The following is a 12,593-nucleotide window of genomic DNA, read 5'->3' as shown; positions in this document are numbered from 1 at the left end:
TAATGACAAATATAGATAAAATCGGCTCGGTTGCTTCACCTTTTAAAAAAGAAAGTCTTAATTCTACACAAAATATAGGTGAAAATGACTTTGCAGCCATGCTTGATAACTCACTTAAAGAGCTGAACGAGGTTCAAGTAAATGCCGATAAGGCTATTGCGGATTTAGCTACCGGAGAGGTAAAAGACCTGCATCAAGCTGCTATCGCTATCGGAAAAGCAGAGACCGGCATGAAGTTAATGCTAGAAATTCGCAATAAAGCTCTTAGTGCATACAAAGAGATATCAAGGACACAAATTTAGCCTTAAATGAACTCTAGAAAATCAAAAACTCTAATTTTATTTTCTCTAATCGTATTTGGCATTATCATATTTTTAATCGTAATATTTTATAGAGCCAACATAGAAAGACGCCTGCCAAAACTTGAAACAAGTGATATAAACACGGCTTTAAGAGGAAATATTATCACTAAAGATGGATTTAGTATAGCAAGTAGCCAAAAACTATATAAAGCTATGGTAGATACAAGAAATATCGATCCTGATAAGAAAGATATGTTTATCAAACTTTATTCTTTATATAGTGGCGACAATCCAAAAAGAGTTAAAAAGATACTAGACGGAGCAAAAGGCATAGTAACCTTATCTTACAAGATTGATGCTAAGGGTGCTGCTTACTTAAAAGAATTAACTAGAAAACTATATAGAAAAAAAATTTTTATCCCTTATGAAGATCCAAACACAGGCGTTGCCAGTCTAAGAGGCATGAGCATAATCGAAAGTGGCGAAAGCAGACAATACATTTCAAAAGACGCCCTAACCCCACTTATCGGATATGTTAGAAAAGTAGAAAAAGATAACATTACAAAAGTTGAAGGCGTAAAAGGAGTTGAAAAATCCTATGAATACTACATCTCAGCCATTCAAGATGCAAAACTAATAGGACCAAAAGATATAGGCAATAATATAATTTTGACAAGTGATTCAAATCTTGCAAATAGAGTCAATGGATACGATACGATCTTAAGTATATCGCTTAAATTTCAAACAATGCTTGAAAAAATCATTGACGAGAGGAAGGAATTTCTAAACGCAAAAGAGATAATAGTAGGCGTTATGGATTCAAAAACAGGAGAGATGTTAGCACTTGCTACAACTTCAAGATATGATCCGTCAAACATAAGAAAGCAAGATTATAAGGCACTAAATTCAAGTGCTACGGAATACGCATACGAGGCCGGTTCTGTCTTTAAACCTTTTATGTTCTCAGTTTTGCTAGCCAATAATAAAATAAATCCATTAGAAATGATAAACACATATAACGGAAAATACCAGCTAGGAAAACGAATAATAAGAGATACCCACCCGGAAGCCTATATGACGGCAGAGGATATTATAGTGCACTCATCAAACATAGGCATGATTCAGATCGCTCAAAGACTTGATGGGCATCAAATTTACTCAGGACTTTTAAAATTTGGCTTCACTCAAAAGACAGGAATTGACATGCCTTATGAGCAAACTGGAAATATGCCACCTGTAGCCAAGATGAATTCGCAAATTTATAAGGCTACTATCAGTTACGGATATGGTCTTCAGGCAACTTTTATACAGCTTTTAAAAGCCTATAATGTATTTAATAATAAAGGTATTATGGTAACCCCAAAAGTAGTTAGCTCACTTTATAAAAACGGTAAATTTTATATTGTCAATAAGCCTGAACCAGTAGAAGTTTTAACACAAGATGTGGCAAAAAGAATGAAGCGAATCCTAATAAAGGCCGTTGAAAACGGAACAGGGAAAAAGACAAAAACTGTCGGACTTGAAATAGGCGGCAAAACCGGAACGGCACATATCGCATCAAAAGATGGCGGATACGCCAATAACTACAACGGGTCTTTTTTCGGTTTTGTTAATGATTCGGAAGGAAACAGCTACACCATAGGAGTGCTAGCTAGAGAACCTAAAAAACCATACTACTACTTTGGTGCTCAAAGCGCACTTCCAGTATTCAAACAAACCGTTGATCTAATGGTGGATGAAGGATTTTTAAAGCCTAGCGATATAAACAGAACCAACGAAAATATCGTAAAATCCGCCACTCAAAAACAAAAATTATAATTTTTGCAGGATAGAGCTAAGAGGAGAACCGTTTTGGCTAGCCGATGATAATCTTTGTTGTTTTTGCAATAAAAAGTTATTTTGTAAACTTGCCAGCAGATCCTTTTTAAACTGCTCTAATAGATCTTCAAGTATATTTTTTAGTTCTAAAATTTCATCTTTGCCTTTATTTTTTAAGCCCTCTTCATCAAGCCCCAAGGTCTTTATCAGCTCCTCTTTTTTAGCAACTATTTTCTCTTCGATTTTTGATTGATTTAATTGACTTAAAAATGCCGCAGCGCCTAGATTTATCAAATTTTGTTTAAATTTGTCTAAATCCATACTAATTTTTGAATTTATATTGTCAAAATTTGAGTTGGTATCTTTTAAATACTTTTCAAAATCATCATTATGACTTGATGAGCTTTTGCCTAAATTTAAACGTTTTGCTAAATTTTTTAAAGATAAAAGATATGAATCTATATTTTTAGACTCCATTTGCTTTCCTTATAAATAATTTTATAAAGGGAAAGCAAATTTTATTCCGTTTAAGTTCTAGTTTACAGTGTTGTTGTTTATATAACTTAAGCCGGTTTGAAATATAAATTTGGCAAATTCTTCACTGTCATTAAGACAAGGAACTACGTCGTAATACTCGAATTTAAGCTCATTGGCAACATCCTTATACTCTTTTACGAGCTCAAAAACAGTCTCTGAGTTGTCGATGCAAAACGATATGGGATAAACTAAAGCCTTTTTGTTTTTAATGCCTGTTAAGGCATCGCCTAAAGAAGGCTCCAGCCATTTTACCGGTCCGAGTCTTGATTGATAAGCTAAGCTAATATCCGCGAATTTAATCTCTTTATTGATTAAATTTGAGAGTATTTCTACATGAGATCTTATATGTTTTTCGTAAAGATCACCATTATCTATTGTTTTTTGCGGAAGAGAGTGAGCTGAAAATATCAAGGTAATATCATCAGTGTTGATACCTTTTACACTATTTTTTATACTGTTTAAAACCGCATCATTATATGTTTGATTTTCAAAAAATGGCTCCACAATTTTTACTTTTGACTTCAAATTAAGCTCATTAAACGCCAGATTAAAGTCATCTATACTCGATGAAATAGTTGTCGCAGAGTGATGAGGATATAGTGGAAAAACTACAATTTCATCAAAATTTTCATATTTTTTTAACACTTCTTTGGCAAATGGAGGCGTGTAATTCATCGCGAAATCAACCGCATCAAACTCACTGCTCAAATTTGAAATTTTAGAGCATAAACTAGCTGTTATTTCACAAAGAGGTGACTTGCCTCCGATTTGATTATAGTTGCTTTTGGCAGCCTTTAGTCGTCCTTTTGCGATCATAAAACCAACAAATTTACGTAAAATTTTATTTTTGATACCAAGAATATACGGGTCATTAAACATATTTTTTAAAAAAACTTCAACCTCTTCTATATTGTTTGGGCCACCCATATTTAATAGCAAAAGCAATCTTTTCATACGCATATTTCATATACCTTCAAAGCATCATCAAGCGATGCCAAATTATTAATTTTATTATTTTTACAAAGTTCAAAAAATTCTAAATGAGCCTTTTTAATAGGCGAAATATCACTATCTACTTTTAAATTTTGCTGTCCATAATCAGTGTATTTATTTAATTTCATTCCTATTAAATCTCCAAAATATATCCCGCTATTTGCCGAAACTTCGATTATAAAACGATCTATAGGATAATTTATGGAGTTATGTATGCTCACTAAAGTTTGATTTTTCATTTTTAGCTGACAAAGAGTATTTGTTGGATTCTTTTTATCCTCTTTATGAACTTCAAATTTAGAAAATTGCGCTATATCACTAGCCGCTACAAATCTTGCTAGATCAATATTTTGCAAGATTTCTAAATTTAAATTCCTGCTTAAACAAAAGCCTCTTGTAATATTTATCGAATAAATCTTCTCTTCTCTCTCAAGAGATTTTTTTAAAGATACTATCACAGGATTAAACCTATCAAAAAATCCAGCGACACTCATAACTCCACTTAGATTAGAGTAATATTTCATCTCATGAATTGCACCTGTATTTTTAGCTATAGGATGATGGATAAATATATGTTTGCAGGTTTTCACACACTTTGAAAAAAGCTCAAGATACTGTATTCCATCTGTTATTATAATAGCTTCCGGATCTGCGGATTCAAACAGCTCGTTTAGATCGCTATAAATTTTTATACGCCCAAAAGATTCGCTATTTTTTTGACAATACACACCGACAAGATCGAATTCATCGGACCTTCTAAGTTCATTGCAATGAAACTTTCCGACATCATTAAACCCTATGATAGCAAGCCGTTTTTTCATAAAATTTTTCCGAATTTATCTTTTTTATAGCGATTATAATACAAATTGGTAATTATATAATTAACTTACTTGAAAATTACAAAACACTCTCAATTTAATATTATAATTTTCCACATATTGCACAGTATACAGGTGTCTTAGAATTTATAATTTTTATGCTAAAATCAGAACTATTTTATAAATTTTAAATAGGAAAATTAATGAAAAATTACGATACAAATATTTTTGATGTCAGAGAAGCTTTTTTAAATTTTTTCAGCTCAAAGGGACACGAAATAATACCTTCCGCTCCACTTGTTCCAAATGATGCAACACTGCTTTTTACAAACGCTGGAATGGTGCCTTTTAAAAATATTTTTACAGGTGAGATTCCACGCCCTACCCCGCCGATTCGCACAAGCTGTCAAACTTGCATAAGAGCGGGCGGTAAACATAACGATCTTGATAACGTGGGCTATACAGCACGCCACCACACTTTTTTTGAAATGCTTGGAAATTTTAGCTTCGGAGAATACTTTAAAAAAGATGCGATAGCTTACGGATGGGAATTTGTAACAGAGATATTGAAACTACCAAAAGATCGCCTTTACGTAACAGTTCACGAGAGTGATGATGAAGCGTATGAGATGTGGCAAGAGCATATAAGCAAGGATAGAATTTATAAATTTGGAGATAAAGACAACTTCTGGCAGATGGGTGATACAGGACCTTGCGGACCTTGTTCTGAGATATTTTATGATCAAGGAGCAGAAAATTTTAACTCCGATGAAGACTACATGGGTGGAGACGGAGATAGATTTCTTGAAATTTGGAATCTTGTATTTATGCAGTATGAAAGAGGCATGGACGGAAAGCTAAGCCCTCTTCCAAAACCTTCAATAGATACAGGCATGGGACTTGAACGTGTAACGGCAATAAAAGAGGGGAAATTTAGTAACTACGATAGCTCTCTTTTTATGCCTTATATAAATGAGGTTGCAAGGCTTTGTAAAAAACCTTACGAGTATTCAACCGGAGCAAGCTACCGCGTAATCAGCGATCATATTCGCTCGGTTACTTTTTTGTTAGCTCAAGGAGTAAATTTTGATAAAGAGGGTAGAGGATACGTTCTGCGACGAATTTTACGCCGCGCTGTTCGCCACGGATACTTACTGGGTATAAAAGAGCCTTTTATGTATAAGCTAGTTGATAAGGTATGCGAACTAATGGGCGGACACTACGCTTATCTAAATGATAAAAAAGAGGCGGTTAAAGAGCAGATTAGATTAGAAGAAGAGAGATTTTTTGCAACTATAGCATCGGGTCTTGAGCTATTTAACAGCGAGCTTAAAAATACTAAAGATGTCTTTAGTGGAGAGATCGCGTTTAAGCTTTATGATACTTACGGCTTCCCACTTGATCTTACAGCCGATATGCTAAGGGATAAAAATCTAAAAGTAGATGAAGCAAAATTTGAAGAGCTGATGAATGAGCAAAAAACTCGTGCAAAGGCCGCTTGGAAAGGAAGCGGAGATAAGAGTGCAAAAGGAGATTTTAAAGAGCTTTTAGAAGAATTTGGAGAGAATGAGTTTATAGGATATGAAATTTTGAGCTCAAAAAGCAAAATTTTAGCCTTGCTTGATGAGGATTTTAAAAGGGTTATGAGCTTAAAAGCCGGACAAAACGGTTGGGTAATGCTTAATAAAACTCCTTTTTATGCACAAAGCGGCGGACAATGCGGAGATACTGGAGATATTTTAAATTTTGCAAAAGTGGTTGATACGCAGAAATTTCACGGATTAAACCTATCATCTATAGAGCTAAAAGCAAATTTAAGCGCAGGAGATGAGGTTGAAGTAAAAGTAAGCGACGAAAGAAGCGAAATAGCTCGCCACCATAGTGCAACACACCTACTTCATTCGGCACTTAGAAGCATTCTTGGAACACATGTGGCACAAGCAGGATCAAGCGTAGAAGCTACCAAGCTTAGATTTGACTTCTCTCATCCTAAGGCTCTTACAAGCGAAGAGATAAACAAAATAGAAAATTTTGTAAATAACGCCATAGCCAACGGAGCCGCTGCAAAAACCGAGATAATGGATATAGAAAGCGCTAAAAACAGCGGTGCTATAGCTCTTTTTGGTGAAAAATACGACGATAATGTAAGAGTGCTAAGTTTTGGCGATGTTAGCAAAGAGCTTTGCGGAGGAACTCACGTAAAAAATATTAACGAAATTGGAGTGTTTTTTATAACAAAAGAGAGTGGCGTTAGCGCTGGAGTACGTAGAATAGAGGCAATATGCTCAAAGGCTGCTCTAAATTTCGCAAAAAATTTAAGAGAAGAACTTGAAGAGATAAGAACCGAGCTAAAAAGCATAGAGCCAATGAGTGCAATTAAAAAGCTAAAAAGCGAGATAAAAAATTTAAAAGATGAACTTAAAAACGCCGGCGGATCAAAGGCTATAAACCTAAGTGATATTAGCGGAGTAAAAGTCTGTGTAGAAATTTTAGAAAGCGGAAATATAAAAACTGCAATAGATGAGATAAAAAACTCAAACGAACGAGTTGCGGCTCTATTTATACAGGTTAAAGATGAAAAAATATCTATCGCGGCAGGTGTTAAAAACGCAAACATAAAGGCCGGAGAGTGGGTCAAAATGACGGCTCAAATTTTAGGTGGAAATGGCGGTGGCAAAGATGATTTTGCAACTGCAGGCGGAAAAGATATAAGTCAGTTAGATAGAGCCAAAAAAGAGGCTTTTGAATTTATTAAAGGAAAATTAGCTTAATGCCTGAATTTAACATAGCTTTTGCAAAACTTAGTCATATTTTGCCATTTTTGCATACGGTCGCTACTATAGTATTTGTAGGTTTTCAAGCCAGCTTTTGGTTTATGGCTAAATTTTTTATGAAAGATATTGCGAACAATCATAAAAGATATATTCTAGTAATTTCTGCGCTCAAATACCTCGGATGTGCAGTTTATATATCCTTAGCAGTGATTGTGGCAACTAGTATATTAATAGGCGAAGATGACTACTCTAAAGTTGCAGATCCTATGCTAAATACGATTCTAACTACTAAATGGACCGTGTTTAGCTTCTTGCTAATTAACGTAATATATGTGACTTATAGAATTAATAGAGCGGTAAAATCTATGAAAAAAGGCGAATATATAGAGCTTCACGAAAATTTGATAGTAGTTATATATTACTTTATACCGCTAAATGTCGTATTTGCGCTGTTTGCAACCTATCTTGGCATAGCCTACAGGGCGTTTTGATGATAAATCTAGCATCAAGCTCTATCACAAGAGCTAAAATTTTAGAAGAAAATGGAGTTAAATTCAAGCAATTTTCTTTTGATTTTGACGAAAGCGGAGTTGATAGAAATTTAAAACCCGCAAGTTATGTTTTAAAAGTAGTTCAAGCTAAAAAAGAGCAATTTTTAAAAGAGTATCCAAATTTAAAAAATCTCCTTTTTGCAGATAGTGCAGTCGTATGTAATGGTAAAATCTTAGGTAAGGCAAAAGATAAACAAGAGGCTTTATATATGCTAAATTTACAAAGCGACAATGAAGCTAAAATTATAACAGCCATGATATTTTTAGGTGAAGAATTTGAACTTATTAATATAAGCTCTACAATATATCAATTTGCCAAATTTAGCCAAGATGATTTAAACGAATACATAAAAAGTAACGAATGGCAAGGAAAAGCTGGCGCAATGATGATAGAGGGATTTAATAAAAAATATATATTAAAAAAGATAGGCAACGAAAGCACAGCTAGAGGCTTAAATGTCGAGCAATTAAAGGCCTTTTTATGATTAGATTTTTATCTTCGCTTTTTTTTATAATTTTTATCTCAAGCGGCGCAGCCTTTATATACCTATATTCTCAAATCCAGCCCGATATAAGTGGAATAATAGAATATAAACCAAAGCTTACTACACAAATTTATGACAAAAACGGAAATCTGATAGCAAATCTTTTTGAAGAAAATAGAATTTATGCCAATTACGATGAAATTCCATTTCGAGTAATAGAAGCTTTAGTAGCGATAGAAGATACTAGCTTCTTTGAACACGGCGGAGTAAATCCCGAAGCCATAACAAGAGCAATTATAAAAGATATAAAGGCTGGCAAACTTGTAGAGGGTGCTAGCACAATCACTCAACAACTAGTAAAAAATATGATCTTAACCAGAGAAAAAAAATTTACTAGAAAAATACAAGAGATGATTGTGGCAATGAAACTTGAAAAAGAGCTTACCAAGGAGCAAATTTTAGAAAGATACCTTAATCAAGTATATTTGGGCCACGGATATTACGGCATAAAAGCTGCGGCTAAAGGATATTTTAGAAAAGAACTAAACGAGCTAACCATGAAAGAGATAGCTATTTTAGTAGGCTTACCAAAGGCTCCAAGCGCCTACGATCCTACAAAACACCTTGACCTATCTCTTGGCAGGGCAAATAATGTAATTTGGCGTATGAATATGCTTGGTTGGATAAACGAGGATGAGTATAAAAAAGCCATAGCTGAACAACCTGTAGTATATGATGATACTTTAACTCAAAACGTCTCTCCTTATGTGGTAGATGAAGTTATTAAAGAGGCTTCAAAGATATTTAGTGATATTAGAGTTGGCGGATATACGATAGAGACCAATATCGACCTAAAAGTTCAAAAGATGGCAGAAGATGCACTAAAATTTGGCTATAGTGAAATTTTAAAGCGCGATAAAGACGCCAATGCCTCGGTTTTAAATGGAGCCATCGTAGTAACGGCACCAAAAAGCGGTGAAATTTTGGCCCTAGTTGGCGGAGTTGATTATGCCAAAAGCAGCTACAATAGAGCTACTCAGAGCATGAGGCAGCCGGGATCTAGCTTTAAACCATTTATATACCAAATTGCGCTTGATCTAGGCTATTCTCCGATGAGTAAAGTAGCCGACATATCAAGAGTTTTTAGTTCTGGAAATGAGCAAGACTGGAAGCCAAAAAATTATAGTGGCGGATTTCAAGGCTATATAACGCTAAAAAATGCATTAAGACAGTCAAGAAACCTCGCGACTATAAATTTGCTTAACGAAATTGGACTTGATACGACATATAAGTTCATTAGCGATATGGAATTTAAAAATATATCCAAAGATCTATCTATGGCGCTTGGAAGCTTTGGCATATCGCCTTTGGAATTTGCCAAATTTTACTCTATGTTTCCAAATAGCGGAGAGATAGTTGAACCTCAACTTATACGAAAGATTATAAATCCGCAAAATTTAGAGACAGTATTTGAGCCAAGGCGAATTCAAGCAACACAGCCAGAGCAAGCATATCTAATGGTAGATATACTAAAAACGGTTGTAAATAGCGGTACAGGACAAAACGCAAGAGTAAAAGGCATTCAAATAGCAGGCAAGACAGGCACTACAAACAACAACATAGACGCTTGGTTTTGCGGCTTTACTCCAGAAGTGGAAGTTGTGATATGGTATGGAAATGACAATAATACGCCTATGAGAAAAATAGAGGGCGGAGGAAGAACGGCTGCACCTGTATTTAAGGCTTTTATAGAAGAATATATAAAAGAATTTCCCGAAACAAAGAGAAATTTTATTGAGCCTGAAGGAATATTTCACACAATGTATGAAGGAAAAGATGAGCTATATACCAAAACTTCTCCGCTTCCTAAACAAGACGCACAGGATAATCTAATCAAGCAAGATAATGAAGGAATGATATTTTAGCCTACTCTACGAGCTTAATCTGCTCGGAGCATAGGCTTTTCCAAGAGCTTTCAAAATTTAGCCCGACGCACTCCTCTAGATATGGCTTAGCATCTTGTGGACGTTTTTGCTTAATGTAAATTTCTGAAATTTGTGCTAGTGCCCTTACTCTATCAACAGGCTCAAGCTTAGTTTCTAAAATACTTTTTAAATTATTAAGAGCCTCATCCAATCTATCAAGCCTATTAAGAGCGTTTATATAATCAAATTCCACTTTCGGACTAAAAGTATTGATATTTAGTCTTTTTTGCATATCTATTGCCTTCTTGGCATAGATTACAGTATTTAAAAAGTCTTTGTTCTTTTGTGTGATTTCAGACATCTTTGCATACACTTCAATAATCCTAAAGTCATTTTCCCTCAAATCCTCTATAGCCTTTATCGTGGCCATTGCATCAGGTATTCTATCCAGCTTTATAAGCGCATCAAAGCGGTCGAAAAATACAGGAGATACATCAGCATACTCCTCATTTGCAGCTATTGCCAAGGCTTCATCGGCAACACGAACCACATCTTTATATTTTTGCATTTTAAGCAATACAGAACTTAAATTTACAAGCCACTCAACCCTATCTAACATATCTGGCGATGCTATATTCTCTTTAGCTAGCTCATAAGCACTCTGATGTCTAGACATCCTCATAAAGCAGTTAAATAGCTTAAATTTAGCCTCTATATCAGCTCTTATCTCATAGCCTTCCACTAAATCCACTGCGGCCTTGCAGTTATCCTTTCTTATCATGTCATTCGCCAAAGCAAGAGCTGCGAGGTTTAAATTTTTATCATTTTCAGTGTCGTTTATATCTCTTACGACGTTTGTATATCGTAATACATCATTAAATTTTTTCTCTTTCAGGTATAGAGCAACTTGCTCTTTTAGAGCCTTTTGACCTATATCGTTTTTGCCGTATTTATCCATAAGCAGATCATAGTGTTGATGAAGCTTTGTGGAGTTTATTTCATTTAGCTCAAAAAATAGCCTATCCATACCCTGCTCGACTTGAGCTATATATCCACCCTCTCTAAACTCATTTTGATATTTTTGCAGATATTTATAAGCCTTCTCTACATCTTTTGTGCCGACAAGGCTAAGAGCTAAATTTTTAAGAGCTATCTCATATCTATCATCACTCTTTTTTAAATTTAAGACCAAAATTTCATATATCTTAGAGGCTACGTCATTGATATTTTTATCTCGAAAAATTCCAGCCAAATCCATTGATTTTGAGATATCGTTTAGCAAGTAATTTGGATTGGCGTTTAAAATTTTTAGCATATATCCTTTGGCAATCTCAAATTGAGAATCGTCTATGCTACTATTTACTAAGCTCAAAGACGCTCTACTTGCCACATCAATATTATTAGACGAATAGAGCACATCTTCGTACATCCTAATCGCATCTTGTCGCTTTCCTGTGTTATATATCCTGTCGGCAAACTCCAAGATCGCACTTTTAGTCCAGCTAGAGTCCTTATGCTCATTCATCAATATATCAAGTATATAGTTTGCATCACTTGTCATATCCTGCTTGAGATATGATTTCATGACTAAATAAAGCACTTCAGGATAGTTTTCATCTGAGGCGAATAGCTTCATCCAAGCCCTACCCTCATCTACCATATTTGCGGGCGATAAATTTTCATGGCTATCTTTTGTATCAAAAATTTTATCAAGCGCCCTTAATCTATATAGCATAAATTCGCTTGTAAAAATGCTGTTTTGATGCTTTCTAAGCGCGGATTCGCTGCTGATTATAACATAATCATAATGTTTGCTTTCATACTCTTTTTTAATGCTAAGATATGAATTTATATCGTGACCATCTGGATTTTCGATAGGTGCTTTATTTAGATCAAGAGCTCCTACACTCGGATATTTCATATCTTTAAATGTCGGAGCGAAATTTATTCCGTCTTTTTTTGTCTTATCAAATTCGCTAAAAAGTGGGTCTATGATGATAGAGTAGTGTTTGGATAAATTTTGATCCACCATTATTACACTATCTGTCTTAAATAGTGGTTCTTGATATGCGATTAGCCTTGAGTTGGCTCTTGGCACTATGGTTATCTTTGTTGAGTTTAAATCCTGAGTAAAGTTAATCTCGACCAAAGAGAGAATTTTATCGTCTATCTTTGGTATCGCTTTATCTTTTATCTCGCATGTATAAATTTTATTATCGTAGACTAAAATTTCCTCTTTGCAAGCAAATTCACTATCGTCTTTTAGGTGAAGAATGCTATATGTCACTCCGCCCTCTTTGCCGGAATTTAATACCAAAGAAAAGGCGAAAGCAAGTATCGGAGAAAATAAGAGTAAAAATGTTTTTTTCATATTGACATTATAAAATTTT

General features: G+C 34.6%; 10 protein-coding genes. 6 read left to right on the top strand and 4 right to left on the bottom strand.

Annotation, left to right across the window (positions count from 1 at the left end; all coding sequences use genetic code 11):
• Positions 1–2: 2 nt before the first annotated feature.
• On the top strand, positions 3–302 hold the full coding sequence (gene fliE, locus CDOMC_RS03320; RefSeq protein WP_172127898.1) for a flagellar hook-basal body complex protein FliE: 300 nt from the start codon (positions 3–5) through the stop codon (positions 300–302).
• A 6-nt stretch (positions 303–308) separates the two neighbouring features.
• Positions 309–2,120, top strand: coding sequence for a peptidoglycan D,D-transpeptidase FtsI family protein (locus CDOMC_RS03315; RefSeq protein WP_172127896.1), 1,812 nt, complete (start codon positions 309–311; stop codon positions 2,118–2,120).
• On the opposite strand, the gene CDOMC_RS03310 is transcribed toward CDOMC_RS03315, so the two are convergent.
• The 3 genes from CDOMC_RS03310 to CDOMC_RS03300 are packed head-to-tail and all read right to left on the bottom strand — an operon-like array spanning position 2,115 to position 4,471.
• Complete coding sequence (locus CDOMC_RS03310) at positions 2,115–2,597, bottom strand: response regulator (protein ID WP_172127894.1); 483 nt, start codon at positions 2,595–2,597, stop codon at positions 2,115–2,117. The genes CDOMC_RS03315 and CDOMC_RS03310 overlap by 6 nt on opposite strands.
• 57 nt (positions 2,598–2,654) lie before the next feature.
• Entirely contained in the window at positions 2,655–3,611 is a 957-nt protein-coding gene (gene hemH, locus CDOMC_RS03305; protein ID WP_170019175.1) for a ferrochelatase, read from the bottom strand.
• Complete coding sequence (locus tag CDOMC_RS03300; RefSeq protein WP_172127892.1) at positions 3,608–4,471, bottom strand: Gfo/Idh/MocA family oxidoreductase; 864 nt, start codon at positions 4,469–4,471, stop codon at positions 3,608–3,610. The genes hemH and CDOMC_RS03300 overlap by 4 nt, the downstream gene beginning before the upstream one ends.
• Before the next feature lie 200 nt (positions 4,472–4,671).
• Between CDOMC_RS03300 and alaS the strand changes: the two genes are divergently transcribed.
• The 4 genes from alaS to CDOMC_RS03280 are packed head-to-tail and all read left to right on the top strand — an operon-like array spanning position 4,672 to position 10,203.
• Positions 4,672–7,239, top strand: coding sequence for an alanine--tRNA ligase (gene alaS, locus CDOMC_RS03295; RefSeq protein ID WP_172127890.1), 2,568 nt, complete (start codon positions 4,672–4,674; stop codon positions 7,237–7,239).
• Positions 7,239–7,733 carry a 3-isopropylmalate dehydratase gene (locus CDOMC_RS03290; RefSeq protein ID WP_172127888.1) on the top strand — a complete coding sequence of 165 codons (495 nt, stop codon included), beginning with the start codon at positions 7,239–7,241 and terminating at the stop codon, positions 7,731–7,733. Before alaS ends, CDOMC_RS03290 begins: the two co-directional genes overlap by 1 nt.
• Positions 7,733–8,278: a septum formation inhibitor Maf gene (gene maf / locus CDOMC_RS03285; RefSeq protein WP_172127886.1), complete on the top strand. Its 546-nt coding sequence runs from the start codon at positions 7,733–7,735 to the stop codon at positions 8,276–8,278. Before CDOMC_RS03290 ends, maf begins: the two co-directional genes overlap by 1 nt.
• Positions 8,278–10,203 carry a transglycosylase domain-containing protein gene (locus CDOMC_RS03280; protein ID WP_172129630.1) on the top strand — a complete coding sequence of 642 codons (1,926 nt, stop codon included), beginning with the start codon at positions 8,278–8,280 and terminating at the stop codon, positions 10,201–10,203. The genes maf and CDOMC_RS03280 overlap by 1 nt, the downstream gene beginning before the upstream one ends.
• Before the next feature lies 1 nt (position 10,204).
• Here the strand turns inward: CDOMC_RS03280 and CDOMC_RS03275 are convergent, their stop codons facing one another.
• Positions 10,205–12,574, bottom strand: a complete 2,370-nt coding sequence (locus tag CDOMC_RS03275) for a tetratricopeptide repeat protein (RefSeq protein WP_185768475.1) — start codon at positions 12,572–12,574, stop codon at positions 10,205–10,207.
• Positions 12,575–12,593: the final 19 nt, after the last annotated feature.

Source organism: Campylobacter sp. RM16192 (assembly GCF_004803855.2).
GTDB lineage: Bacteria > Campylobacterota > Campylobacteria > Campylobacterales > Campylobacteraceae > Campylobacter_A.
This window is presented reverse-complemented; position numbering and strand designations above follow the sequence as displayed.

Bases quoted from the DNA above. Each gene is read 5' to 3' on its own strand.
- CDOMC_RS03310 (WP_172127894.1), bottom strand. From the start codon at position 2,597: ATGGAGTCTAAAAATATAGATTCATATCTTTTATCTTTAAAAAATTTA.
- CDOMC_RS03300 (WP_172127892.1), bottom strand. From the start codon at position 4,471: ATGAAAAAACGGCTTGCTATCATAGGGTTTAATGATGTCGGAAAGTTT.
- hemH (WP_170019175.1), bottom strand. From the start codon at position 3,611: ATGAAAAGATTGCTTTTGCTATTAAATATGGGTGGCCCAAACAATATA.
- CDOMC_RS03290 (WP_172127888.1), top strand. From the start codon at position 7,239: ATGCCTGAATTTAACATAGCTTTTGCAAAACTTAGTCATATTTTGCCA.
- CDOMC_RS03315 (WP_172127896.1), top strand. From the start codon at position 309: ATGAACTCTAGAAAATCAAAAACTCTAATTTTATTTTCTCTAATCGTA.
- alaS (WP_172127890.1), top strand. From the start codon at position 4,672: ATGAAAAATTACGATACAAATATTTTTGATGTCAGAGAAGCTTTTTTA.
- maf (WP_172127886.1), top strand. From the start codon at position 7,733: ATGATAAATCTAGCATCAAGCTCTATCACAAGAGCTAAAATTTTAGAA.
- CDOMC_RS03275 (WP_185768475.1), bottom strand. From the start codon at position 12,574: ATGAAAAAAACATTTTTACTCTTATTTTCTCCGATACTTGCTTTCGCC.
- fliE (WP_172127898.1), top strand. From the start codon at position 3: ATGACAAATATAGATAAAATCGGCTCGGTTGCTTCACCTTTTAAAAAA.